The sequence below is a fragment of the Pseudomonas sp. 382 genome, assembly GCF_002759075.1.
In the GTDB taxonomy this organism is placed as follows: domain Bacteria; phylum Pseudomonadota; class Gammaproteobacteria; order Pseudomonadales; family Pseudomonadaceae; genus Aquipseudomonas; species Aquipseudomonas vlassakiae.
In genome coordinates this window covers 1-26033 of sequence record NZ_PEMX01000035.1, presented here as the reverse complement: position 1 = coordinate 26033, position 26033 = coordinate 1, and the positions used below count along the sequence as shown (strand labels likewise).

Here is a 26033-nt window from a genome sequence, read left to right as displayed (position 1 = left end):
TCGCTGATTAATGTCTCTCGCAACGGTCGGCTCAGCCGACCGATACAAGAAAAACATAAGAGGCGCATCCCATGACCACTGTCACTCGACTGCCGCGGCCGCACCCGTTCGCAGTACCGTTGTATCCAGGCTGACTCAGGCCGCACTTCATCGCTATCAAGCCCTGTACTGTCGACCCTGGTGCAGTGGCCGAACCGTGCCCCCTTTCTGGATAACAACAATGAACCAACCACAGTCTGTCGGGAACGATCTCGACGTTCAGTCCTTCATCAATCAACAACCGCTGTCGCGCTATCAGTGGCGCGTGGTGATCCTCTGCTTTTTGATCGTCTTCCTCGATGGCCTCGACACGGCTGCAATGGGCTTCATCGCGCCAGCCCTGTCGCAAGAGTGGGGGATCGACCGTGCCAGCCTCGGCCCGGTAATGAGTGCCGCGCTGATCGGCATGGTGTTCGGTGCCCTGGGTTCCGGGCCGCTGGCCGACCGTTTCGGGCGCAAGGGTGTGCTGGTCGGTGCGGTGCTGGTGTTCGGTGGTTTCAGCCTGGCTTCGGCCTATGCCAGCAACGTTGATCAGCTCCTGGTGCTGCGCTTCCTCACGGGCCTGGGGCTGGGGGCGGGGATGCCCAATGCCACCACGCTGTTGTCCGAATACACCCCTGAGCGCCTCAAGTCGCTGCTGGTGACCAGCATGTTCTGCGGCTTCAACCTGGGCATGGCCGGCGGTGGCTTCATTTCGGCGAAGATGATCCCTGCCTACGGCTGGCACAGCCTGCTGGTGGTCGGTGGCGTGCTGCCGCTGCTGCTGGCCGTGGTGCTGATGGTCTGGCTGCCGGAGTCGGCGCGATTCCTGGTGGTGCGCAACCGCGGTAACGACAAGGTGCGCAAGACCCTGGCACCGATCGCGCCGGCGGTGGTGGCCCAGGCGGCCAGCTTCAGTGTGCCGGAGCAGAAGGCCGTGGCTGCGCGCAATGTGTTTGCGGTGATCTTCTCGGGTACTTATGGCCTGGGCACGGTCCTGCTGTGGCTGACCTACTTCATGGGCCTGGTGATCGTCTACCTGCTGACCAGCTGGCTGCCGACGCTGATGCGCGACAGCGGCGCCAGCATGGAGCAGGCTGCGTTCATCGGTGCGCTGTTCCAGTTCGGCGGCGTGCTCAGCGCGGTAGCGGTGGGCTGGGCCATGGACCGCTTCAACCCGCACAAGGTCATTGGCATCTTCTACCTGCTGGCCGGTGTGTTTGCCTACGCCGTGGGCCAGAGCCTGGGCAATATCACCGTGCTCGCGACCCTGGTGCTGGTGGCTGGCATGTGCGTCAACGGCGCGCAGTCGGCCATGCCGTCGCTTGCAGCACGCTTCTACCCGACCCAAGGCCGCGCCACAGGCGTATCGTGGATGCTGGGTATCGGCCGCTTCGGCGCCATCCTTGGGGCCTGGAGTGGTGCAACGCTGTTGGGCCTGGGCTGGAATTTCGAGCAGGTCTTGACCGCCTTGCTGGTGCCGGCGGCGCTGGCGACGGTGGGGGTGATCGTCAAAGGGCTGGTGAGCCACGCCGACGCGACCTGATCCGGCGGGGCTGCACTGCGGCCCCGTAAACGGAGATGGATAGCAGAGCAACATTTGGTTCGATAATCGCACATATAGTCGATTATCGAATTGTAAGCGACCCCTCTGTCTCCTTAATCTGGGCTCAACGTAGCACCCCTGGCAGGAGAAGCCTGATGCGTGAAGTATTTATCTGTGACGCCATCCGCACCCCGATCGGCCGCTTCGGCGGCGCCCTGGCCGGCGTGCGTGCCGACGACCTGGCGGCCGTGCCGCTGAAGGCGCTGATCGAACGCAACCCGTCGGTACAGTGGGGCGAGCTCGACGAAGTGTTCTTCGGCTGCGCCAACCAGGCCGGTGAAGACAACCGCAACGTCGCGCGCATGGCCCTGTTGCTGGCCGGCCTGCCAGAGAGCGTGCCGGGCGTGACCCTGAACCGCCTGTGCGCTTCGGGCATGGATGCCATCGGTACTGCCTTCCGTGCCATTGCCAGCGGCGAGATGGAGTTGGTGATTGCCGGCGGCGTCGAGTCGATGTCGCGTGCGCCGTTCGTCATGGGCAAGGCCGAAAGCGGCTATTCGCGCAACATGAAGCTGGAAGACACCACCATCGGCTGGCGTTTCATCAACCCGCTGATGAAAAGCCAGTATGGCGTCGATGCCATGCCGGAAACCGCCGACAACGTGGCTGATGACTACAAAGTGTCCCGCGCTGACCAGGACGCCTTCGCCCTGCGCAGCCAGCAGAAGGCGGCTGCGGCCCAGGCCGCCGGCTTCTTCGCCGAAGAGATCGTGCCGGTGCGTATCGCCCACAAGAAGGGTGAAACCATCGTCGAGCGTGACGAGCACCTGCGCCCGGAAACCACCCTGGAAGCGCTGACCAAGCTCAAGCCGGTCAACGGCCCGGACAAGACGGTTACCGCCGGCAATGCCTCGGGCGTCAACGATGGCGCTGCGGCACTGATCCTGGCCTCGGCCGAGGCAGTGAAGAAACACGGCCTGACCCCGCGCGCCCGGGTACTGGGCATGGCCAGCGCCGGCGTCGCGCCGCGTGTCATGGGCATCGGCCCGGTGCCGGCGGTGCGCAAGCTGACCGAGCGCCTGGGTGTGGCGGTCAGTGATTTCGATGTGATCGAGCTCAACGAAGCGTTTGCCAGCCAAGGCCTTGCGGTATTGCGTGAGCTGGGCGTTGCCGACGATGCGCCGCAGGTGAACCCCAACGGCGGCGCCATCGCCCTCGGCCACCCGCTGGGCATGAGCGGTGCGCGCCTGGTGCTGACAGCACTTCACCAGCTGGAGAAGAGCGGCGGCCGCAAGGGCCTGGCGACCATGTGTGTGGGCGTTGGCCAAGGTCTGGCGTTGGCCATCGAGCGCGTTTGATCGGTGCCGGCCTCTTCGCGGGTAAACCCGCTCCCACAGGGGGAACCACGCCTCCCTCTGTGGGAGCGGGTTTACCCGCGAAGAGGCCGGCGCTTTCGACACAAGGCCATTTGCCAGCCCGCAAGCTGAACGAGTGTGTTACCGGGTATGTCTAGACTTACCTGTGACCCTTCAGGAGTAAACACACCATGACCTCAACCTATTACACCGGTGAAGAGCGCAGCAAGCGCATCTTCGCTATCGTCGGTGCCTCATCGGGCAACCTGGTTGAATGGTTCGACTTCTACGTCTATGCCTTCAGCGCGATCTACTTCGCCGCGTCGTTCTTCCCCTCCGACGACCCCACCGTGCAGTTGCTCAACACGGCCGGTGTCTTCGCTGCAGGTTTCCTCATGCGCCCGATCGGTGGTTGGCTGTTCGGCCGCCTGGCCGACCGCCATGGCCGCAAGAATTCCCTGATGATCTCGGTGCTGATGATGTGCTTCGGCTCGCTGATGATCGCCTGCCTGCCGACCTATTCGAGCATCGGTGCCTGGGCACCGGCGCTGCTGCTGCTCGCCCGCCTGATCCAGGGCCTGTCGGTGGGAGGCGAGTACGGCACCACCGCGACCTATATGAGTGAAGTGGCCCTGCGCGGCCAGCGCGGCTTCTTCGCGTCGTTCCAGTATGTGACCTTGATCGGTGGCCAGTTGCTGGCGGTACTGGTGGTCGTCATCATGCAACAACTGCTCACCGATGAAGAATTGCGCGCCTGGGGCTGGCGCATTCCGTTCGTGGTTGGCGCCATCGCCGCGCTGATTTCGCTGATGCTGCGCCGCTCGCTGCACGAGACCAGCAGCGCCGAAACCCGCAAGGACAAGGACGCCGGCACCATCAAAGGGCTGTTCCGCCACCACACCGCAGCGTTCATCACCGTACTGGGTTATACGGCCGGCGGTTCGCTGATCTTCTACACCTTCACCACCTACATGCAGAAGTACCTGGTCAACACGGCCGGGATGCCGGCGAAGACCGCCAGTTTCGTGATGACCGGCGCGCTGTTCCTGTACATGGTGATGCAGCCGTTTTTCGGCATGCTCTCCGACCGCATCGGCCGGCGTAACTCGATGCTGCTGTTCGGGGCGCTGGGCACGCTCTTCACCGTACCGCTGCTGATGGCGCTGAAGACCGTGAGCAGTCCGTTCATGGCCTTCGTGCTGATCACCCTGGCGCTGTGCATCGTCAGTTTCTACACCTCGATCAGTGGCCTGGTGAAAGCCGAGATGTTCCCGCCGCAGGTCCGTGCGCTGGGCGTGGGCCTGGCTTATGCAGTAGCCAACGCGGCATTTGGTGGCTCGGCCGAGTACGTGGCCCTGGGCCTGAAGACCATGGGCATGGAAAACACGTTCTACTGGTACGTGACGGCCATGATGGCAATCGCTTTCCTGTTCAGCTTGCGCCTGCCCAAGCAGGCGGAATACCTGCACCACGATGATTAAGGACGTTGCATGAGCAACCAATTGTTCGACGCCTACTTCACCGCGCCGGCCATGCGCGATGTGTTCTCCGACCGTGGCCGGCTGCAGGGCATGCTCGATTTCGAAGCCGCGCTTGCGCGTGCCGAGGCCGCCGCCGGCTTGGTACCGCACAGCGCCGTGGCGGCCATCGAGGCAGCTTGCCAGGCCGAGCGCTATGACGTGCAGGCCCTGGCCGATGCCATCGCCACTGCCGGCAACTCGGCGATCCCGCTGGTCAAGGCGCTAGGCAAGGTGATCGCCAGTGGTGTGCCCGAAGCCGAACGCTACGTGCACCTGGGCGCCACCAGCCAGGATGCGATGGATACCGGGCTGGTCTTGCAGTTGCGCGCTGCACTGGACCTGATCGAAGCCGATCTCGGCAAGCTGGCCGAGAGCCTGGCTCGCCAGGCCTTGCTGCATGCCGACACGCCACTGGTGGGGCGCACCTGGCTGCAACATGCCACGCCTGTGACGCTTGGCATGAAGCTGGCGGGTGTGCTCGGTGCCTTGACTCGCCATCGCCAGCGCCTGCAGGAACTGCGCCCGCGTCTGCTGGTGCTGCAGTTCGGCGGTGCTTCGGGCAGCCTGGCGGCCTTGGGTAGCAAGGCCATGCCGGTGGCTGAAGCGCTGGCCGAACAACTCAAGCTGAGCCTGCCCGAGCAACCTTGGCACACCCATCGGGATCGGCTGGTGGAGTTCGCTTCGGTATTGGGCCTGGTTGCCGGCAGCCTGGGCAAGTTCGGCCGTGATGTCAGCCTGTTGATGCAGACTGAAGCCGGGGAGGTGTTCGAGCCTTCCGCACCGGGCAAAGGTGGCTCCTCGACCATGCCGCACAAGCGCAACCCGGTGGGTGCGGCGGTGCTTATCGGCGCCGCTACCCGCGTGCCGGGCCTGCTTTCGACGCTGTTCGCCGCCATGCCCCAGGAGCATGAGCGCAGCCTCGGCCTTTGGCATGCCGAATGGGAAACCTTGCCGGATATCTGCTGCCTGGTCTCTGGCGCCCTGCGCCAGGCCCAGGTGATCGCCGAAGGCATGGAAGTGGATGCCGAGCGCATGCGCCGCAACCTCGACCTGACACAAGGCCTGGTGCTGGCCGAAGCGGTCAGCATCGTGCTCGCCCAGCGCCTGGGCCGTGACCGTGCCCACCACTTGCTGGAGCAATGCTGCCAGCGGGCCGTGGCCGAACAGCGCCATTTGCGCGCCGTGCTGGGTGACGAGCCGCAGGTCAGTGCCGAGCTGAGCGCGGAAGAACTCGACCGCCTGCTCGATCCTGCTCATTACCTCGGCCAGGCCCGCGTCTGGGTGGCGCGCGCCGTGGCTGAACATCAACGTTTGACTGCCTGAAGGAGACCGCTGTGGCGCACTTGCAACTGGCCGATGGCGTACTGAACTACCAACTCGACGGCCCGGCCGATGCGCCGGTGCTGGTCCTGTCCAACTCGCTGGGTACTGACCTGGGCATGTGGGACAGCCAGATTCCGTTGTGGAGCGAGCACTTTCGCGTGCTGCGCTACGACACCCGTGGCCATGGCGCTTCGCAGGTCACTGATGGCCCTTACAGCATCGAGCAACTGGGCCGGGATGTACTGGCGCTGCTCGACGCGCTGGACATCCAGCACGCGCACTTCGTCGGCCTGTCCATGGGCGGCCTGATCGGCCAGTGGCTGGGTATCCATGCAGGCGCGCGCCTGCACAGCCTGACCCTGTGCAACACCGCCGCCAAGATCGCCAACGATGAGGTGTGGAACACCCGTATCGACACCGTGCTCAAGGGCGGCCAGCAAGCCATGGTCGACCTGCGCGATGCGTCCATCGCCCGCTGGTTCACCCCGGCGTTTGCCCAGCAGCAGCCACAAGAAGCCCAGCGCATCTGCCAGATGCTGGCGCAAACCAGCCCGCAAGGGTATGCCGCCAACTGCGCGGCCGTGCGTGACGCCGACTTCCGCGAGCAACTGGGTCGCATCCAGGTGGCGACGCTGATCGTCGCCGGCACCGAAGACGTGGTCACCACACCGGAGCACGGCCGCTTCATGCAAGCCGGCATCATCGGTGCCACCTACGCCGAGTTCCCGGCCGCGCACCTGTCCAACGTCGAAATCGGCGAGGCATTCAGCCGCCGCGTGCTCGACTTCCTGCTGGCTCGCTGAGGATTTGGCCATGGATGAGAAACAACGTTACGACGCTGGCATGCAGGTTCGCCGTGCGGTGCTGGGTAATGCCCATGTGGACCGCAGCCTGGAGAAGCTCAACGACTTCAACGGCGAATTCCAGGAAATGATCACCCGGCATGCCTGGGGTGACATCTGGACCCGTCCGGGCCTGCCGCGGCACACCCGCAGTCTGATCACCATCGCCATGCTGATCGGCATGAACCGCAACGACGAGCTCAAGCTGCACTTGCGCGCGGCAGCCAACAACGGCGTGACCCGCGACGAGATCAAAGAAGTGCTGATGCAAAGCGCGATCTACTGCGGCATCCCGGCAGCCAATGCCACCTTCCACCTGGCCGAGTCGGTGTGGGATGAGCTGGGCGTAGAGTCGCGGGGTTAAACCCCGCGCACGGCCACCGGCCCGGCATTGGCTTCCACAGCCTGTTTCAGTGCCGGGCACAGGCCCAACATGAATGCCGCTTCAGCCACCACGAACAGCGGGCCGATGATCAGCCCGCTGATATCGTCGATGAATGCCGGTTTGCGGCCTTCGTAATGATGCCCGACGAACTGGATGATCCAGCCCACCACGAACGCACCCAGCCCGGCGCCGAGCCACAGGCCGGTGGTTTGCGTGGCCAGTGCCTGGCCGAGCCACAGGCACAGGCCCAGCAGCAGGCCCATGACCAGGCCGAAGCGCAGGTCCAGGCGCAGGTAGAAGCGCACGGCAGCGGCCGCGGCGAGCAGGGCAGGTGATAGCCAGATACCGGCAACGTCCCAGCCGGGGCGCGACAGCAGCACTGTGACGGCGACGACGATCAACGGAATGCCGACGAAGTGAGTGGCGATGTTGCGTGGGTCGCGGTGGTAGTTGGCGTATTGACTCAGGTGTTCGACGAGGTTTTTCATTGTTGTTCCTCCCTGGTTTGCCTGATCGGGGTGTGCTGGCTGTGCTGGCCTCTTCGCGGGTAAACCCGCTCCCACAGGTACGGCGCAGTTCTCCGCAGCTGTGGTATCCCTGTGGGGGGGTTACCCGCGACAGGGCCGGCACTGGCAACCCATATAGCCCAGAATAGCCGGAAGCCACCACCATCATCAGCTCAGCGAATGGCCGTCACGCGCATTGGTGCATCCAGCCCCACCAGGGTCTCGATCATTGCCCGTGCCGCCGGTGACAACCGGTAGCCGCTGCGGCTGACCACTCCACACCTCACGCTCAGCACTTCCAGTGCCGGTGGCAGGTTGCGCCAGTGCAGGCGCACCAGGCGCCCGCTGGCGAGGTCCTCGGCCACGGCCTCTTCACTGGCCGTGCCCACGGCATCGCTGGCCAGCACCACGCTGCGCAATACCGCCAGGTGCTCGGTCTGCAGGTGCGGGATGAAGTCGCTGCGCCCACTGAGGTTGGCCAGGCGCTTGCGCACGCCAGGGGCGAGCAGGGCGCTGGCCAAGGGGTAGGCGAACAGATCGTTGGTCGACAGGCTGTCCTTGGCCAGCAGCGGGTGGCCGGGGCGGCAGAAGAACAGCCCGGGGCGCGGCGTGAGCGGTTCGGTGTGGAAGTTGGGGTCGGCTTCGAAGGGGCGGATGTCGTCAACGAAGAACTCGATTTGTTCGCGCCGTAAGGCCTGGCCCAGGCGCTCGGCATTGTCCACCATCAGCGCCGTGCGGATGCCGGGGTGGCTGGCGATGAAATGCTGCAATGCTTGCGGGACCAGGCGCACAGCCAGGGGCGGGCCGCTGCCAAAATGCAGCTCACCCGCGTCGAGCTTGGTCATCTGCAGCACTTCATTGCTCAACTGGTTGGCGCCTTGCACCAGGCGGCGGGCGTGCTGCAGCACCACCAGGCCCTCGGGAGTAGGGTGCAGGGCTTTGCTGGCGCGGTCGACCAGAGGGCACCCGAAGTTTTGTTCGAGGCTCTGGATGGCCCGGCTGAAGGCGGGTTGGGTGATGCCCATGGCTTCGGCGGCGCGGACGAAACTGCGGTATTCGGTGAGGGCGATGAAGTAGCGCAGTTGGCGAAGGTCCATGTCGAGGCTCTGCGGCGGAACAGGGCTCGATTTAAGCGGTTACTGCATATGTCGTCAAAGAAGGTTTATTGATTTGGTTATGTCTTTTAATTATTTAAAGGGCAGCTGGCCTCTTCGCGGCAAAAGCCGCTCCCACAGGTCTGACGCAGTACCTGTGGGAGCGGCTTTAGCCGCGAAGAGGCCGGTGGATTTAGAGGAGATTCAGCGGATAGCTCACGATCAAGCGGTTCTCATCGAACGCGTTGGTACTGAAATCCCGGCGCATGGTGGAATTACGCCATTTCACCGACAGGTCCTTGAAGGTGCCGGACTGGATCACATAGGCCAGCTCGCTTTCCCGTGCCCATTCCTTGCCGTCGGTCACGCCGCCGGCGGTGACATTGTCGCCCTTGATGTAGCGGTTCATCAGGGTCAGGCCGGGAATGCCGACGGTGACGAAGTTGAAGTCATGGCGTACCTGCCAGGAGCGCTCCTTGGCATTGTCGAAGCTTGAGTTGTAGCTGTCGTTGGCCAGGGTGCCGCCACTGGTGCCGTTGACCCGCAGCCAGGCATTGTCACCGCTGACCTTCTGCAGGCCGACGTAGAAGGTGTTGCCCTTGTAGCGCGCCGAAAGCATCGCCGAGGCGGTCTTGTTGTCCAGCTGGCCTGCGCGTTCGGCGCCATCTTCCTTGCCCCAGAAATAGCCCAGGTTGGCCCCCAGCGTCCATTCGCCCAATGGCTGGCTGTGCACCACGTTGAGGTACTGCTGGCGGTAGATGTCCTTGAGCTGGGCGTCCCACAGGCCGATCATGGTGCGCTTGTCGTTGAACGTGTATTCACCGCCGCCAAAGTTGAAACGGTCGGAGGTGAAGGCCGCGCGGCCATTGAGCGACATGTCTTCCATGCTGGCGTCGTTGCGCGGGCTGTTACCGCGGAACTGGCCGGCATACAGGGTCAAGCCTTCGATCTCTTTCGAGGTGAGCTGGCCACCACGGAACGTCTGCGGCAGCGAGCGACCGTCGTCCGAGCGCAGGATCGGCAGTACCGGCATCCATTCGCCGACTTTCAGTTCGGTCTCGGAGACCTTGGCTTTCAAGGCCACGCCCAGGCGGCCGAAGTCGTCGGCGGGGCGGCCGTCGTCATGCACGGGCAGCAGCTGGGTGTTGGTGGTTCCCTTGCCACCGTCCAGCTTGACCGAGTACAGGCCGAGCACGTCAATGCCGAAGCCGACGGTGCCTTGGGTGAAACCGGAGCGGGCATCGAGGATGAAGCTCTGGGTCCATTCTTCAGCCTTGCCTTGCGGATGAGCCGGGTCGACGAAGTTGCGGTTGATGTAGAAGTTGCGCAGGTTGAGGCTGGCCTTGGCGTCCTCCAGGAACCCGCCATTGTCGGCGGCGTATACGGGCAGGGCGCAAGAAATGGCCAACAGGCCGGGCAGCAGCTGGCGTGCGGGTTGCGAAGTGCTCATCTGTCGTAAATCTCTTGTTTTTATGGGCGACCCGCTACTCGGCAGGATGCGGCCTGTAGGTGCGGGTCTTTTGATGAACTTGCGAAGCGTTGCGTGGGGGATGGTGCGGGGCTGGGCGGGGGTGAGGCAATTCGCCGCAAACGGTATTGGGCGGTAATCGAACGCTATGTAACGTCTAGTTAATTATTTGCCTGCACCGGCCTCTTCGCGGGCTTGCCCGCTCCCACAGGTACTGCACAGCCTTCAGATTCTGTGCAATACCTGTGGGAGCGGGCAAGCCCGCGAAGAGGCCAGTACAGGCGAGACACAAAAAAGCCCAGCGCGAGGCTGGGCTTGAGACGGTTGCCGGTCGATCAGCCTTTCGGTGTGTCCACCGAAGCCTGCTGGTTGGCCTGGCCACTCTGCTCGTACCAGCCACCGCCGAGCGCCTTGTACAGATTGACCTCGCTGGTCAGCTGCGAGAGGCGGTCGGTGATCAGCGACTGCTGCGACGAGTACAGGTTGCGCTGGGCATCGAGGAAGGTCAGGTTGCTGTCGATACCGATGCGGTAGCGGCGTTCGGCCAGGCGGTAGTAGTCCTGGTTCGCCTGCACCAGGTCGCGTTGCGCCTGCAGCTGCTCTTCGAAGGTCTTGCGCGCCGCCAGGCCATCGGAGACTTCCTGGAAGGCCGTCTGGATGGTTTTTTCGTACTTGGCGACGTTGATGTCCTTCTGGATCTTCGAGTAGTCCAGGCTGGCCTTCAGGCTGCCGGCGTTGAAGATCGGCAGGTTGATCTGCGGCTGGAACAGCCAGGTGCCCTGGCCGCCGGCGAACAGGTGGCCCATGTCGGGGCTCAGGCTGCCGGCGTTGGCGGTCAGGCTGATGCTCGGGAAGAACGCAGCACGGGCCGCACCGATATTGGCATTGGCGGCTTTGAGCAGGTGCTCGGCTTCCTGGATGTCGGGGCGACGCTGCAGGATCTCGGACGGCAGGCCGGCCGGCACTTCGGCCAGCTGGTCGGCATCGAGCTCCAGCGGCTTGGCCAGGTCGGCCGGAATGCCGGTACCCAGCAGCACGGTCAGGCTGTTGACGTCCTGCGCCACCAGGCGCTGGTACTGCGAGTACTTGACCCGTGCGCCTTCCACGGCGGTGCGCGACTGGCTGACGTCGAGCGCCGAAGCCACACCGACTTCGTTGCTGCGACGGGTGAGGTTGTAGCTTTCCTCGTAGGTCTTCAGCGTCTCTTCGGTCAGCTTGAACAGGGCCTGGTCGGCCTGCCAGGTGTAGTAGGCGTTGGCCACGCTGGCCACCAGGGCGATCTGCGTGGAGCGGCGCGCCTGCTCGCTGGACAGGTAGGTTTCCAGGGCCTGCTCGGTCAGGCTGCGGACGCGGCCGAACAGGTCCAGCTCATAGGCGCTGACACCCAGGGTGGCCGAGTACTGGCTGGTGATGCCGGATTCGCCGGTTTGCGACATGTTCGCCGGCACACGCTGGCGGCTGCCGCTGCCGGTGGCCGAAACCGCCGGGAACAGGTCGGCCCGCTGGATGCGGTACTGGGCACGATAGGCGTCGATGTTCAACGCCGCCACACGCAGGTCGCGGTTGTTGACCAGCGAGGTCTGGATCAGCTGCTGCAGTGCCGGGTCGTGGAAGAACTGGCGCCAGCCCTGTTCGGCGGCGGCGACTTCGGCCGACTGGGTCGGCGAGTACGCAGGGCCTTGCGGCCACTGCGCAGCCACCGGCGATTCCGGGGTCTGGTAGTCAGGAATCAGCGAGCAGCCGCCGAGAATGAAAGCGGTTACCGCCAGGGACAACAAAGACTTGGTCATTGCCCAGCCTCATAACGTGGAGTTTCAGGGGTGGCGTCCTTTTCCGGCTCTTTGCTGCCGAACAGCGACGACACTGCGACGAAGAATAGCGGTACCCAGAAGATTGCCAGGACGGTCGCACTGATCATGCCGCCGATCACACCCGTGCCGATGGCGTGCTGGCTGCCGGCGCCGGCGCCGCTGGAGATGGTCAACGGTACCACGCCGAGGATGAACGCCAGCGAGGTCATGATGATCGGGCGCAGACGCATGCGGCACGCTTCGATGGCCGAGTCGTACAGGCTGCGGCCCTGCTCATGCAGTTCCTTGGCGAATTCGACGATCAGGATCGCGTTCTTCGCCGCCAGGCCGATGGTGGTCAACAGGCCGACCAGGAAGTACACATCGTTGGACAACCCGCGCAGGCTGGTGGCGATCAGTGCACCGATGATACCCAGCGGTACGACCAGCACCACGGCGATCGGGATCGACCAGCTTTCATACAGCGCTGCCAGGCAGAGGAACACGAACAGTACCGAGAGGGCGAACAGCGCCGGCATCTGCGAACCGGAGAGTTTTTCCTCGTAGGACGTGCCGGTCCAGGAGAAGCCGACGCCGCTTGGCAGTTCACTGGCAATGCGCTCGACCTCGGCCATGGCGTCGCCGGTACTGTAGCCCGGGGCCGGGGCACCCAGGATTTCCATGGCCTCGACGCCGTTGTAACGCGACAGCTTCGGCGAACCGTAGGTCCACTCGCCCTTGGCGAAGGACGAGAACGGTACCATCTCGCCGGCGCCGTTGCGCACGTACCATTTCTGCAGGTCTTCCGGGCTCATCCGCGAGTTGGGTTCACCCTGGATGTACACCTTCTTGACCCGGCCACGGTCGATGAAGTCGTTGACGTAGCTGGCACCCAGGGCAATCGACAGGGTGTTGTTGATGTCGGAGATGGTCACGCCGAGGGCGCTGGCACGTTCGTCATCGATGGTCAGCTGGTATTGCGGTTCGTCGTTCAGGCCGTTCGGGCGCACGGCACTGAGGATCTTGCTCTGTGCGGCCTTGGCCAGGAACTGGTTGCGCGCTTCCATCAGCTTGGCATGGCCGACGCCGCCGCGGTCCTGCAGGAACACGTCGAAGCCGGTGGCGTTACCCAGCTCCAGCACCGCAGGCGGGGCGAAGGCGAACACCATCGCGTCACGGAAGGTAAAGAAGTGCTGCTGGGCACGCTGGGCCAGGGCGAACACGCTGTTCTCCTTGGAACGTTCACCCCACGGCTTGAGCATGATGAACGCCATGCCCGAGCTCTGGCCGCGACCGGCGAAGTTGAAGCCGTTCACGGTGAATACCGAGGATACGGTGTCGGCTTCGTCCTTGAGCAGGTACTCGCGCATCTGGTCGACCACCACCTGGGTGCGCTCGGCACTGGAGCCAGCCGGTGTCTGCACCTGGGCGAACAGTACGCCCTGGTCTTCTTCAGGCAGGAACGCGGTAGGGATGCGGGCGAACAGCCAGATCATGCCGACCACGATCAGCGCATAGGCCAGCAGGAACGGCACCTTGTTGCGCAGGATCGCGCCGACACTGCGCTCATAACCGTTGACGCTGCGGTCGAAGTTACGGTTGAACCAGCCGAAGAAGCCACCTTTGGCGGTGTGGTGCTCGCCTTTCTTCAGCGGCTTGAGCATGGTTGCGCACAAGGCCGGGGTGAAGATCAGCGCCACCAGCACCGACAGGCCCATGGCCGATACGATGGTGATGGAGAACTGCCGGTAGATCACACCGGTGGAGCCGCCGAAGAACGCCATGGGCAGCAGTACCGCCGACAACACCAGGGCGATACCCACCAGGGCGCCCTGGATCTGCTCCATGGAGCGCTTGGTTGCCTCCTTGGGTGGCAGTCCTTCCTCGGACATCACCCGCTCGACGTTTTCCACCACGACGATGGCATCGTCGACCAGCAAGCCGATGGCCAGGACCATGGCGAACATGGTCAGGGTGTTGATGCTGAAGCCCGCAGCGGCAAGGATGCCGAAGGTGCCCAGCAGCACCACCGGTACGGTCATGGTGGTGATGATGGTGGCGCGGAAGTTCTGCAGGAACAGGTACATCACCAGGAACACCAGGACCACCGCTTCGATCAGGGTGTGAATCACGCCGCTGATCGATTCGGTGACCACCGGGGTGGTGTCATACGGGAACACCGCTTTCACCCCAGGCGGGAAGAACGGTTCCAGGTCGGCAATGGTCTTGCGCAAGGCCTTGGCGGTGTCCAGGGCGTTGGCGCCGGTGGCCAGTTTGACTGCAAGGCCGGAAGCCGGCTTGCCGTTGAACTGGGCACTGACCGCATAGTTTTCACCGCCCAGGCCGACCTGGGCAACATCACCCAGGCGCACCTGCGAACCGTCGCTGTTGACCTTGAGCAGGATCTTTTCGAACTGCTCGGCGGTCTGCAGACGGGTCTTGCCGATGATGGTGGCGTTCAGCTGGGTGCCTGGCATGGCCGGGAGCCCGCCAAGCTGGCCGGAGGACACCTGCACGTTCTGTGCAGCCACCGCGGTCTTGACGTCGACCGGGGTCAGCTGGAATTTGTTCAGCTTGGCCGGATCGAGCCAGATACGCATGGCGTACTGCGCACCGAACACCTGGAAGTCACCCACACCGGCAGTCCGCGAAATCGGGTCCTGCATGTTGGAAACGATGTAGTTGGCCAAGTCGTCCTTGGTCATGCTGCCGTCTTCGGACACCAGGCCGATCACCAGCAGGAAGTTCTTCACTGCCTTGGTGACGCGGATACCCTGCTGCTGCACTTCCTGCGGCAGCAACGGGGTGGCCAGGTTCAGCTTGTTCTGCACCTGGACCTGGGCGGTGTCAGGGTTGGTGCCCTGCTCGAAGGTGGCGGTAATGGTCATGCTGCCGTCGGAGTTACTTTCCGACGACACGTAACGCAGGTTGTCGATACCGTTGAGCTGCTGCTCGATGACCTGCACCACGGTGTCCTGCACGGTCTGCGCCGAGGCGCCCGGGTAGGTCACGGCGATGGCGATAGCCGGCGGCGCGATGCTTGGGTACTGGTTGATCGGCAGCTTCAGGATCGACAAGGCGCCGACCAGCATGATCACCAAGGCGATCACCCAGGCGAAGATCGGGCGATCGATAAAGAACTTCGACATGGTTTACTCCGCTTTGGCGTCTGCTTTGGCCGCGCTGGCCTGATCAGGTTTGCCTGGCTGCTTGACGTTGGTGGCGTCGCTGACCTTGACCTCGACACCTGGGCGCACGTACTGCAGGCCCTCGGTGATCAGGCGGTCGCCCGGGTTCAAGCCTTCCTCGATCAGCCAGTCGCTGCCCAGGGTACGGCTGGCCTTGAGCTGGCGCAGTTCGACCTTGTTCTCCTGGTTGACCACCAGTGCGGTCGGCGCGCCCTTGAGGTCGCGGGTCACGCCCTGTTGCGGGGCCAGGATGGCATTGGCATTGACCCCGGCCTTGAGCCGCGCATGCACGAACATGCCAGGCAGCAGGGTGTGGTCGGGGTTGGGGAACAGCGCACGCAGGGTCACCGAGCCGGTGGTCTCATCGACCGCGACTTCGGAGAATTCCAGGCGGCCTTCCTGCTTCAGCAGGCTGCCGTCTTCCAGCACCAGCTGTACCGAGGCGGCGTTGTCGCCGGCCTTCTGCAACTGGCCGCTTTCCAGGTCACGGCGCAGCTTGAGCAGCTCGGCGGTGGACTGGGTGACGTCGACGTAGATCGGGTCGAGCTGCTGGATGGTGGCCATGGCGTTGGTCTGGCCATTGCTTACCAGGGCGCCTTCGGTGAACGCGGAACGGCCGATGCGGCCGCTGATCGGTGCGAGGACCTTGGTATAGCGCAGGTCGATCTGCGCGCTTTTCAGCGAAGCTTCGGCTTGCAATCGTTTGGCATTGGCGTCGTCGTATTCCTGTTTCGACACCGCCTGCTCGTTGACCAGCTGCTTGTAGCGCTCGGCCAGCGACTTGGTGGACTGCAGGTTGGCCTGGGCGTTGGCCAGGTTGGCTTCGTACACGGCCGGGTCGATCTGGTACAGCTGTTGGCCTTCCTTGACCTCGCTGCCTTCCTTGAACAGGCGCTTGAGGATGATGCCATTGACCTGTGGGCGTACTTCGGCGACGCGGTAGGCACTGGTGCGGCCCGGCAGTTCCGAGGTCAGAGTGAAGGGTTGTGGCTGGATGGTCACGACGCCGACCTGAGGAGCCTGCGCTGCGGGCGGGGCTTCTTCTTTCTTACAGCCACTTAGCAGGGTTGCCAGGGCGACGGCGGAAACCAGAGCGGTAACGGCTGGCTTGAATTGCATAGGATCCTCGGGTCGCAAGAGCAGGGAGACGCTCAAGAGTAATGGAAGAGTCTTGTCAGAAAAAAACTATCCGGTGGATAAATAGCTTACTAACGAATATACTTACATTCACGGTTGTTTGTAAATACCGCTGGGTAGTACTTGGCTACTACCGCAGCCCTTGATTAGCCCATCCGAGAGTCACCCTGCAGAGGTGACCCCGGCGGTTTCCCCCCTGCACAGCGCAGCGGGCCCAGATGAGGTTGCACTGCCATGGTCCGTCGAACCAAAGAAGAAGCCCAAGAGACCCGCGCCCAGATCATCGAGGCAGCGGAAAGGGCCTTCTACAAGCGCGGCGTCGCGCGCACCACATTGGCCGACATCGCCGAACTGGCGGGCGTGACCCGGGGGGCGATCTACTGGCATTTCAACAACAAGGCGGAGTTGGTGCAGGCGCTGCTCGACAGCCTGCATGAAACCCATGACCATCTGGCGCGGGCCAGTGAAAGTGAAGACGAACTGGACCCGCTCGGCTGCATGCGCAAGCTGTTGCTGCAGGTGCTCAACGAGCTGGTGCTGGACGCCCGTACCCGGCGTATCAATGAAATCCTGCATCACAAGTGCGAGTTCACCGATGACATGTGTGAAATCCGCCAGCAGCGCCAAGGCGCGGTGCTGGACTGCCATGTGGGCATCGACCTGGCGCTGGCCAATGCCGTTCGCCGAGGTCAGTTGCCGGCGGAGCTGGATGTCGGGCGCGCTTCCGTCGCCTTGTTCGCCTATGTTGACGGCTTGATCGGGCGCTGGTTGCTGCTACCGGACAGCTTCGATCTGCTGCGCGACGCGGAAAAATGGGTCGACACAGGGCTGGATATGCTGCGCTTGAGCCCCGCGCTGCGCAAATGACACTTTGTTAAGGATTGTGAGGAAGTGTTTCCCTCATGTATTAAGTGAGTATTAATGCTGTGGGCTCCCACAGCCCTTAACGGCCGCGCAATTGCCGGTCCGGCAACGCCAGGGCCGCCAGCAGCCCCAGCAAGGCAATTCCCGCACTGCCCAGCAACAACTGGCGGAACGTCTCCAGCAGTTTCATCTGCGTGTGCGGGTCCGCCTCACCTGCCTTCAGGCTCCCCAGCAGCGGGTTGCCCAGCAACTCGAAACCACCTTGTTGAAGCAGCGCCAGCAGCAGGCTGGACATGCAGGCCACGCCCATGGCCCCGCCGAGCGAGCGGAACAGGTTGGTAGTGCTGGTGGCCACGCCGATATCCTTGCTTTGCACCGCGCTTTGCGTACCCACCAGCGAGGTTGGGAACTGCAAGCCGCAGGCGATACCGGTCAGCAGCATGAACACGGCACTGAGCAAGCCAGCCTGGGGGGGCGTGATGGCCATGGCGAAGATTGCCATGGGCATCAGCACGGCACCGGCCAGAATCTGTGGTTTGAAGCGCCCGGTGCGGCTGGTCATGCGGCCACCGGTGTAGGCACCCAAGGGCAGGCCCATGACCAGCGGCAGCAGGTGCAGCGCGGCACTGTCGGCACCGGCGCCAGTGATGCCCTGGTAGCGCAGCGGTATCAGCATGGTCAGCGAGATCGACTGGAAGCTGGCGAAGAAGATCACCCCCCAGCACAGCACGGCCACCCGGTTGCCAAACAGGCCCATGGGCAGCAGCGGTTCCTGGCAGCGCCGCTCATGGCCAATGAACAGGCTCAGGCCAAGCAAGGCGCAGGCGAACAGGGTCAGCACCGCGGGTGCGCTCCACGCCTGGCCTTGGCCGACCAGGGTAATGCCCAGCAGCAGACTGCCCAGCCCGAGGATCATCAGTACCGCGCCGAGGTAATCGACCCGGGCCTGACGGTGCTGCACTGGCATGCCGGCCAGGGCGCGGCGGATCGCCCACAGCGCGACCAGGCCCAGCGGCAGGTTGATCCAGAACACCCAGCGCCAGGACAGGTACTCGGTCAGCCAGCCTCCGAGCACTGGCCCGGCCACGCTCGCCACGGCGTACATGCTGCTGAAGTAGCCCTGATAACGGCCCCGTTCACGCGGTGGCACGAAATCCCCGATGATTGCCTGGCTCACCGACACCATGCCGCCGGCACCGATGCCTTGCAGTACGCGCGCCATGACCAGCTGCTGCATGTCCTGAGCCAGGGCGCAGGCGATCGAGGCCAGGGTGAACAGGCTGATGCCTGTCAGGATCATCCGCCGCCGGCCATACAGGTCACCGAGCTTGCCGTAGATCGGCACGGCTACGGTCATCGCCACCATGTAGCCAGAAATCACCCAGGCAAGCAGGCCGACGTCGTTGAACCGGGCCGAGATGGCCGGCAGCGACACGGCGACGATGGTCTGGTCAAGGGCACCAAGGAAGATCGCCAGCATCAGGGCGGTCAGCACGTTGCGCAGGACGGTCGGGGGCAGGGCGGCTGTCACGGGAGTACCTTGTCTGGAAGGGTGACGCGATAGGCCGATTGTAACCCGAGTTAGGTAGCTTCCTATGTACTATCTGCATCGCCTATGCAAGATCGGCATTGGCGCATTCATCCAGAGCAGCATGGCTGCATGATATCGTTGGTATGCCACAGGGGCTGAAAGCCGCGGCCTGCACCAGCTTGGTGCAGCAATTTGTCGCAGGTTGTCAAGCCACTGTCTCCCACACCTTTTATTCCTCTGCCTGCATGTCGAGCATGACCGCCCAGATGGCGACGGTTGGAACAGGTCAGGTAGACCCGATTCAGGGGTCGGTAGCAACCGTTCAATTTCTACATATATAAGCGGAGTGATCATGCCCAAGGCTTCCCATCAAGATCTGCGTTTTGCCTTCCGCGAGCTGCTCGCTTCAGGGGCCTGCTACCACACCGCCTCCGTATTCGACCCGATGTCGGCGCGCATCGCTGCCGACCTGGGCTTCGAAGTCGGCATCCTCGGCGGTTCGGTGGCTTCATTGCAGGTGCTGGCCGCACCGGACTTCGCCCTGATCACCTTGAGCGAATTTGTCGAGCAGGCCACCCGCATTGGCCGTGTGGCGCAACTGCCGGTGCTCGCCGATGCCGACCACGGTTATGGCAATGCGCTCAACGTCATGCGCACGGTCATCGAACTGGAGCGCGCCGGCGTCGCTGCGCTGACCATCGAAGACACCCTGCTGCCTGCCCAGTTCGGACGCAAGTCCACTGACCTGATCTCGGTCGAGGAGGGGGTGGGCAAGATCCGTGCGGCCCTGGAAGCGCGTGTCGACTCGTCGCTGTCGATCATTGCCCGGACCAACGCCGGGGTGCTTTCCACCGAAGAAATCATCGTCCGCACCCAGAGCTACCAGAAGGCGGGTGCTGACGGTATCTGCATGGTCGGTGTGAAGGATTTCGAGCAGTTGGAGCAGATTGCCGGGCACCTGACCGTGCCGCTGATGCTGGTGACCTACGCCAACCCTGCCCTGCGTGACGACGAGCGCCTCGCTCGCCTGGGTGTGCGTATCGTGGTCGATGGCCATGCCGCCTACTTTGCCGCGATCAAGGCCACCTATGACTGCCTGCGCCTGCAGCGCGGCCAGCAGAACAAGTCCGAGAACCTGAGCGCCACCGAGCTCTCGCACACCTATACCCAGCCTGAGGACTATATTCGCTGGGCCAAGGAGTACATGAGCGTCGAGGAGTGATTGGCGTGGCGCCAATCAACTAACGGACGGCACTCAAGGTTGCGGTGTGGGGCACGCAGTGTTCCTGCTCGCAACGGTTGGCCGCACTGGGCTGGCTGCGTAGCAGTTCGGCCCGCCAGCAGGCCGAGCCATACAGCGCCGCGACCGCGGTCAGGGCCATGACCATGGCGACTCTTCTGGACTTGATGCCCATGGTGCTCACCTCCTGTTACTGCACAGGTGACACTCTAAGCATAGTCAATACAAATCCCGGTCCCACTCCGGTTCGTCCTTGAACCGTTGCACCAGAAAATCCAGCATGCTGCGCAAGGTCGCCGGCATATGCTTGCGCGAGGTGTAGACCGCGTTCAGGTTCAGCTCCCGTGGCCGCGCTTGCGGCAGCAGCCGCACCAGGGCGCCGCTGCGCAGTGCCGAGGCCGCCTGGTAGGTTGGCAGCATGGCGATGCCGGCACCTGCCAGTGTTGCGTTCTGCAGCGTCATGACCTCGTTGGCGCTGATGTTGCCTTGCACCGGCACGGCAATCTGCTGGCCGCCCACCTCGAAATGCCACAGGCTGTGGCCGAAATAGGCATGGGTCAGGCAGTTATGCTGGCTCAGTTCCTCGACCCGATGCGGCGTGCCGTGCTCGCGCAGGTAGGCGGGTGTTGCACAGATTACCGAACGGCACACGGTCAGGCGCCTGGCAATCAGGTTCGGGTCCAGATCGTTGCTGGTGCGGATCGCCAGGTCGATCCGCTCGTCCACCAGGTTGACCGTGCGATCGAGCATCTGCAGTTCAACCTTCACCCCAGGGTAGCGCCGCACATATTCGGCGACCGCATCGGCCAGCTGCGCCTGGCCAAACGACGTACTGACACTGATACGCAGGGCACCCTTAGGCGAATCTTGCGGTTGTTGCACGGCGGCCTGCAGGTCGCCGGCCAGGTCCAGCAACTGCCGGCAGCGGGGCAGGGTTTCCTGGCCGGCAGCAGTCAGGCTGAGCTTGCGCGTGGTGCGCTGCATGAGCCGTGCGCCGACCCATTCCTCCAGCTCGGCCAGGTAGCGCGACACCACAGGCCGCGACAGCTGCAGGTGGTCTGCCGCTGCCGACTGGCTGCCCAGATCGACGACGGTGACGAAAACGCGCATGGCGTTGAGACGGTCCATTATTTGCCCGATTTTAGAAACAAACTATGTCTGAGCATCGCATTTTTTGTCATGGATCGGGCAACTAAGCTGTTGCCCATCGTTCATCCCGCAGGAGTCACCATGTCGTTCTTCACCCCCTTGCGTGGCCTGCTGCTGGCCTGCATCACCCTGGCCGGCCCGGCACTGGCCTCCGAGCCGTTGCAGCTGGAGGTTTACAACCCGGGGCATCAGGCCATTTTCCCGGTCAGTTCGGTGATCGTCAGTGGCGAGAAAGAGGCCATCCTGGTCGATGCCCAGTTCGGCAAGGCCCAGGCCGAGCAACTGGTGCGGCGCCTGCAAGCCAGCGGCAAACGCCTGACCACCATCTACATCAGCCACGGCGACCCGGATTACTACTTCGGTCTGGACACCGTGACCCAGGCCTTCCCCGACGCCAAGGTGTTCGCCTCGGCAGCCACGCTGGCCCATATCCGCCAGACCATGGACGCCAAACTGGCCTACTGGGGGCCACAGATGGGCGCGGACAAACCGGCACGGCTGGTGCTGCCGCAGGTGCTGCACGGCCACACCCTGATGCTGGAAGGTCGGTCGCTGGAGGTCGTCGGCCTGGATGGCCCGCAACCGGATCGCAGCTTCGTCTGGATTCCGTCGATCAGGGCAGTGGTCGGCGGTGTCGTGGTTGCGCAGAACATCCACGTGTGGATGGCTGACACCCAGACAGCCAGGTCCCACGCCGACTGGCTTGCCACCCTGGCGAAGATCGAGACCTTGGCACCGCGTACGGTGGTGCCTGGCCATTACCTGGGCCAGAGCGACCACTCACTCGACGCCGTGCGCTTCACGTCGGGCTACATCCGCGCGTTCGATGCCGAAGCGGCGAGGGCGAAGGATAGCGGCGCGTTGATTGAGGCGATGAAACAGCGCTACCCCGCGCTTGCCGATGAGAGTTCGCTGGAGCTCGGCGCGAAGGTCGCCAAGGGCGAAATGAAGTGGTAATTGCGTTCAACTGACAGGAGCATTTTCGATGAGCAAGATCGCAATCATTGGCGCCACCGGCCGTGCCGGCAGCCAATTGCTGGAAGAAGCCCTGCGCCGTGGCCACAGTGTGGTGGCCATTGCCCGTGACCCATCGCAGTTGCAGGGGCGTGAAGGTGTAACCACCCAGGCATTGGATGCCAAGGACAGTGCCGCCCTGCAGCAGGCGGTCGCAGGCGTCGACGCGGTGCTCAGTGCAGCGCATTTCTCGACCCTCGAACCCCACGCTATCATCGAGCCGGTGAAGCGCGCCGGGGTCAAGCGCCTGCTGGTGGTGGGCGGCGCAGGCAGCCTGCTGCTGCCTTCCGGGCACCGCGTGATCGACAGCCCGGACTTCCCGGAGGCCTACAAGGCCGAGGCCAGTGCCGGGGTGCGTTTTCTCGATGTGCTGCGCCAGGAGCCGACGCTGGACTGGACCTTTCTCTCGCCATCGGCGGAGTTCGTCGAAGGCGAGCGCAGCGGGCACTACAAACTGGGCAAGGACCATCTGCTGATCGGTGCTGATGGCAAAAGCACGATCACCTTTGCCGACTTTGCCATTGCCATGCTCGATGAGCTGGAGAAACCGGCGCACTCGCGCCAGCGCTTCACCGTCGGTTACTGAGTCGTCTGCTTCGCGGGCATGCCCGCTCCCACAGGTTTCAAGCCTGGTGCCGAACCTGTGGGAGCGGGCGCGCCCGCGAATAGGCCCTCATTGACTGGCTCGGCTTTCCAGCCAATCGAACAATTCCACCAAGCCTGGCGGATGGCTCTTGGGGTGGCTCACCAGGTAATACCCTTTACCGGTCTGCACCTTCAGCGCAAACGGCATGCACAGCCGCCCCCCGCGCAAGTCATCACCGATCAGCGCCCAATCACCAATCGCCACCCCGGTTCCCTGCGATGCCATGGCCATCGCCATGTCTAGTGTTTCGAAATGCTGCTTCGGCCCCTGTGCCTCCAGCACCACGCCTGCGGCCTGCAGCCACAGCCGCCAGTCATGTTCATCCCGTGATGGATGCAGCAGCATGTGCCGGGCCAGATCCTGGATCTGCTGCAGGGGGACCGCCCCTTTCAACAGCGAAGGCGCGCACACCGGTGTCAGTTGCTCGTCGAACAGCTTGCGCACCCGCAGCCCATGGTTCGGCGCAGCGCCATAGACCACGGCGGCATCGAACCCCTCACGGCGAAAGTCCACCCCGTGCTGCACCGTGGTGGTCAACTCGACCGGCACGTCGGGTCGCAGCGCCTGCCACTCCATCAGCCGCGGCAGCAGCCAGCGCATCACGCAGGTCGGTGCCTTGAGCTGCAAGGTGGCGCTGCGCCCGCCCACTTCACGCACGCCTTGTTCGATAAGGCCGAAGATCTGCTGCACCCGAGGCAGCCAGTCCTGGCCTTCGCGGGTCAGGCTCAGGCCGCGAGCCTGGCGCTGGAACAAGGCGTAGCCCAGGTGCTCCTCGAGCCCGGCGATCTGCCGGCTGACGGCGCCTTGAGTGATATGCAGCTGCTGTGCGGCACGGGTGAAATTGCAGTGCTGTGCGGTGATCAGAAAGGTGTGCAGGGCGGGCAGGGGGGGTAGCCGTTTCATTGCGCTGAGCCATGATTACAGGACATGGCTAGTATGTGTTTTTTTGCATTGTGGCGGTAGCGCTGCCTTGGGTCCAATGGGCGCAGATTGCAACAAGATTCTCCCCAACAAGATCTTAGGTGAAACCCCATGGCAACCTGCGGCGAAGTATTGGTCAAACTCCTTGAAGGCTATGGCGTGGACCATGTCTTCGGCATTCCCGGCGTACATACCGTGGAGCTCTACCGTGGCCTGGCGGGCTCGTCGATCCGCCACATCACCCCGCGCCACGAGCAGGGCGCCGGGTTCATGGCTGATGGCTATGCGCGTACCCGCGGCAAGCCAGGCGTGTGCTTCATCATCACCGGCCCCGGGATGACCAACATCACCACCGCCATGGGCCAGGCCTATGCCGATTCGATCCCGATGCTGGTGATTTCCAGCGTGCAGTCGCGCGATCAGCTGGGCGGTGGCCGCGGCAAGCTGCACGAATTGCCGAACCAGGCAGCGCTGGTGTCGGGCGTTGCAGCGTTCTCGCAGACGCTGATGAGTGCCGATGACCTGCCGCAGGTGCTGGCTCGCGCCTTTGCCGTGTTCGATGGCGCCCGCCCGCGCCCGGTGCATATCGAGATCCCGCTGGACGTGCTGGTCGAGCCCGCCGACCACCTGCTGCCTGGCCGCCCTGTGCGCAGTGCTCGCGCAGGTGCTGCACCCCAGGCTGTAGCCGCCATGGCCGAACGCCTGGCCAATGCCCGCCGGCCGCTGATCCTGGCCGGTGGTGGCGCGCTGGCTGCGGGCGCACCGCTGGCGCTGCTGGCTGAGCACTTGCACGCACCGGTGGCACTGACCATCAATGCCAAAGGCCTGCTGCCAGCCAACCACCCGCTGCAGATCGGTTCGACCCAATCGCTGGTCGCCACCCGTGAGTTGGTGGAAGAGGCCGATGTGGTGCTGGCAATCGGCACCGAACTGGCCGAGACCGACTATGACGTGACCTTCAAGGGCGGCTTCAAGATTCCCGGCAGCCTGCTGCGCATCGACATCGACCCGGACCAGACCGTACGCAACTACCTGCCGGAACTGGCGCTGGTGGCGGATGCCGAACTGGCTGCGCAATCCCTGCTTGAGGCCTTGCGTCAGCTACCCGCACCGGTGTGTGCCGAGGGCTGGGGCGTTGCCCGTGCGCAGCGCCTGCGCGAAGCGTTGGCAACGGGCTGGGACCAGCCGACGCTGAGCCAGACACGCCTGCTCAGCAGCATTCTGCAAAGCCTGCCCAACGCCATTCTGGTTGGTGACTCAACCCAGCCGGTGTACACCGGCAACCTGACCCTGGACATGGATCAGCCGCGCCGCTGGTTCAATGCCTCGACCGGCTACGGCACCTTGGGTTATGCATTGCCAGCGGCGATGGGTGCCTGGTTGGGCAGCGCCGAGCAAGCGGCCGAGCGTGCGCCAGCGGTCTGCCTGATTGGCGATGGCGGGCTGCAGTTCACCCTGCCAGAGCTTGCCAGCGCGGTGGAGGCGCAGGTGCCGCTGATCGTGCTGCTGTGGAACAACCAGGGTTACGAGGAAATCAAGAAGTACATGGTCAATCGGGCGATCGAGCCGGTCGGGGTGGATATCCATACCCCAGACTTCATCGGCGTGGCACGGGCGCTGGGTGCCGAGGCTGTGCACGTGGCCGATGTCGCGCAGCTGCAGGCTGCGCTTGGCAAGGCGGTGGCGCGCAAGGGGCCGACCTTGATCCAGGTCGACCAGAACCAGTGGCAGGCTTCAGTGGTGGAGTGAAATAGAGTCTTTCCTGCCCGGGCCTCTTCGCGGGTAAACCCGCTCCCACAGGTACTCCCCAGCATTCGAGGCTTGTGGTGATCCTGGACTGCCCCCTAAAAGTTGGACAGTTCTATGCTGCAGCCTGAGCCCTGTACTCAACAGGGCTCAGGCCATTGAGCTTCAGTTTGATGCGGTCATGGTTGTAGTAGCGGATGTACTCGTCCAGGCCCGCTTTCAACTCATCGACACTCTCAAAGCGCTTCAGGTAGAAAAATTCAGATTTGAGCGTACCGAAGAAGCTTTCCATGGCCGCGTTGTCCAGGCAATTGCCCTTGCGCGACATGCTCTGTTTCACGCCTCGCCCACGGAGCTTGTGACGATACTGAGCCTGCTGGTAATGCCATCCCTGATCTGAATGCAGCACAAGCTTCGGCTTCTCTCCCAAGCAGTCGAGGGCCTTGTCGAGCATGTTCCCAACCAGGCTGTAGCAAGGACGTTTGGCCGTTTCGTACGCCACGATTTCACCGTTGTACAAATCCATCACCGGCGAGAGATAGAGCTTCTGTTGCGCCACCTTGAATTCAGTCACGTCGGTCACCCACTTCTGATTAGGCCGTTGGGCAACAAAATTTCGCTCCAGCAAATTCGCCGCCACCTTGCCGACAACACCACGATAGGAACGGTATTTCTTAGGCCGTACCACTGACTTCAACCCTTGCTCAGCCATCAGTCGTTCAACGACCTTCTTGTTCACCAGCTTGTCCT

22 protein-coding genes are annotated in these 26033 nt (G+C 63.5%); 11 read left to right on the top strand and 11 right to left on the bottom strand.

All coding sequences use genetic code 11. The features are described from left to right. Positions 1-220 precede the first annotated feature (220 nt). From CQW31_RS26040 to pcaC, 6 genes are all read left to right on the top strand, one after another. Positions 221-1564: an MFS transporter gene (locus CQW31_RS26040; protein WP_099815750.1), complete on the top strand. Its 1344-nt coding sequence runs from the start codon at positions 221-223 to the stop codon at positions 1562-1564. Between the two features lie 152 nt (positions 1565-1716). Further along, positions 1717-2922, top strand: coding sequence for a 3-oxoadipyl-CoA thiolase (gene pcaF / locus CQW31_RS26035; RefSeq protein WP_177332383.1), 1206 nt, complete (start codon positions 1717-1719; stop codon positions 2920-2922). Between the two features lie 188 nt (positions 2923-3110). Then, positions 3111-4400, top strand: coding sequence for an MFS family transporter (locus tag CQW31_RS26030; protein ID WP_054885053.1), 1290 nt, complete (start codon positions 3111-3113; stop codon positions 4398-4400). Between the two features lie 9 nt (positions 4401-4409). After that, positions 4410-5762 carry a 3-carboxy-cis,cis-muconate cycloisomerase gene (locus CQW31_RS26025; protein WP_099815749.1) on the top strand — a complete coding sequence of 451 codons (1353 nt, stop codon included), beginning with the start codon at positions 4410-4412 and terminating at the stop codon, positions 5760-5762. Positions 5763-5773: 11 nt separating this feature from the next. Then, positions 5774-6565: a 3-oxoadipate enol-lactonase gene (pcaD, locus tag CQW31_RS26020; RefSeq protein ID WP_099815748.1), complete on the top strand. Its 792-nt coding sequence runs from the start codon at positions 5774-5776 to the stop codon at positions 6563-6565. A gap of 10 nt (positions 6566-6575) precedes the next feature. Next, the gene (pcaC, locus tag CQW31_RS26015) at positions 6576-6968 is read left to right on the top strand and encodes a 4-carboxymuconolactone decarboxylase (protein ID WP_099815747.1); all 393 of its coding nucleotides are present in this window, start codon (positions 6576-6578) and stop codon (positions 6966-6968) included. Here pcaC and CQW31_RS26010 read toward each other — a convergent pair. The 6 genes from CQW31_RS26010 to ttgA form a co-directional block, all read right to left on the bottom strand. Next, positions 6965-7477 carry a DUF962 domain-containing protein gene (locus CQW31_RS26010; RefSeq protein WP_099815746.1) on the bottom strand — a complete coding sequence of 171 codons (513 nt, stop codon included), beginning with the start codon at positions 7475-7477 and terminating at the stop codon, positions 6965-6967. The genes pcaC and CQW31_RS26010 overlap by 4 nt on opposite strands. A 191-nt stretch (positions 7478-7668) precedes the next feature. Then, positions 7669-8592, bottom strand: a complete 924-nt coding sequence (locus CQW31_RS26005; RefSeq protein WP_099815745.1) for a LysR family transcriptional regulator — start codon at positions 8590-8592, stop codon at positions 7669-7671. Between the two features lie 190 nt (positions 8593-8782). Continuing rightward, a complete protein-coding gene (locus CQW31_RS26000; RefSeq protein WP_054885048.1) occupies positions 8783-10039 on the bottom strand; it encodes an OprD family porin in 1257 nt (418 codons plus the stop codon). A gap of 353 nt (positions 10040-10392) precedes the next feature. Beyond that, complete coding sequence (locus CQW31_RS25995; protein WP_054885047.1) at positions 10393-11847, bottom strand: AdeC/AdeK/OprM family multidrug efflux complex outer membrane factor; 1455 nt, start codon at positions 11845-11847, stop codon at positions 10393-10395. Further along, positions 11844-14996 (bottom strand): multidrug efflux RND transporter permease subunit TtgB, encoded by a 3153-nt coding sequence (gene ttgB, locus CQW31_RS25990; protein ID WP_054885046.1) that lies wholly within the window; start codon positions 14994-14996, stop codon positions 11844-11846. Before ttgB ends, CQW31_RS25995 begins: the two co-directional genes overlap by 4 nt. Before the next feature lie 3 nt (positions 14997-14999). Continuing rightward, positions 15000-16154 carry a toluene efflux RND transporter periplasmic adaptor subunit TtgA gene (ttgA, locus tag CQW31_RS25985; protein WP_099815744.1) on the bottom strand — a complete coding sequence of 385 codons (1155 nt, stop codon included), beginning with the start codon at positions 16152-16154 and terminating at the stop codon, positions 15000-15002. A 252-nt stretch (positions 16155-16406) separates the two neighbouring features. On the opposite strand from ttgA, the gene ttgR reads away from it, so the two are divergent. Further along, entirely contained in the window at positions 16407-17039 is a 633-nt protein-coding gene (gene ttgR / locus CQW31_RS25980) for an efflux transport transcriptional regulator TtgR (RefSeq protein ID WP_099815743.1), read from the top strand. 76 nt (positions 17040-17115) lie between these two features. Here the strand turns inward: ttgR and CQW31_RS25975 are convergent, their stop codons facing one another. After that, positions 17116-18567 (bottom strand): MDR family MFS transporter, encoded by a 1452-nt coding sequence (locus CQW31_RS25975; protein ID WP_099815742.1) that lies wholly within the window; start codon positions 18565-18567, stop codon positions 17116-17118. 352 nt (positions 18568-18919) lie between these two features. Here CQW31_RS25975 and CQW31_RS25970 point away from each other — a divergent pair, with 352 nt between their 5' ends. Further along, entirely contained in the window at positions 18920-19789 is an 870-nt protein-coding gene (locus CQW31_RS25970) for an oxaloacetate decarboxylase (protein WP_054885042.1), read from the top strand. Positions 19790-19808: 19 nt separating this feature from the next. On the opposite strand, the gene CQW31_RS31390 is transcribed toward CQW31_RS25970, so the two are convergent. Both CQW31_RS31390 and CQW31_RS25965 read right to left on the bottom strand, forming a co-directional pair. Further along, entirely contained in the window at positions 19809-19982 is a 174-nt protein-coding gene (locus tag CQW31_RS31390) for a hypothetical protein (RefSeq protein WP_165837344.1), read from the bottom strand. A 44-nt stretch (positions 19983-20026) separates the two neighbouring features. Beyond that, complete coding sequence (locus tag CQW31_RS25965; protein WP_099815741.1) at positions 20027-20935, bottom strand: LysR family transcriptional regulator; 909 nt, start codon at positions 20933-20935, stop codon at positions 20027-20029. Between the two features lie 102 nt (positions 20936-21037). Here CQW31_RS25965 and CQW31_RS25960 point away from each other — a divergent pair, with 102 nt between their 5' ends. Then, on the top strand, positions 21038-21913 hold the full coding sequence (locus CQW31_RS25960; RefSeq protein ID WP_099815740.1) for an MBL fold metallo-hydrolase: 876 nt from the start codon (positions 21038-21040) through the stop codon (positions 21911-21913). A gap of 28 nt (positions 21914-21941) precedes the next feature. Continuing rightward, positions 21942-22556 (top strand): NAD(P)-dependent oxidoreductase, encoded by a 615-nt coding sequence (locus tag CQW31_RS25955; protein WP_054885039.1) that lies wholly within the window; start codon positions 21942-21944, stop codon positions 22554-22556. Positions 22557-22643: 87 nt separating this feature from the next. On the opposite strand, the gene CQW31_RS25950 is transcribed toward CQW31_RS25955, so the two are convergent. After that, positions 22644-23519, bottom strand: a complete 876-nt coding sequence (locus CQW31_RS25950) for a LysR substrate-binding domain-containing protein (RefSeq protein ID WP_099815739.1) — start codon at positions 23517-23519, stop codon at positions 22644-22646. A gap of 129 nt (positions 23520-23648) precedes the next feature. Between CQW31_RS25950 and CQW31_RS25945 the strand changes: the two genes are divergently transcribed. After that, positions 23649-25286: a 5-guanidino-2-oxopentanoate decarboxylase gene (locus tag CQW31_RS25945; RefSeq protein ID WP_099815738.1), complete on the top strand. Its 1638-nt coding sequence runs from the start codon at positions 23649-23651 to the stop codon at positions 25284-25286. A gap of 112 nt (positions 25287-25398) precedes the next feature. Here CQW31_RS25945 and CQW31_RS25940 read toward each other — a convergent pair. Then, on the bottom strand, positions 25399-26033 hold a 635-nt coding region (locus tag CQW31_RS25940), incomplete at its 5' end, for an IS3 family transposase (RefSeq protein WP_143524246.1).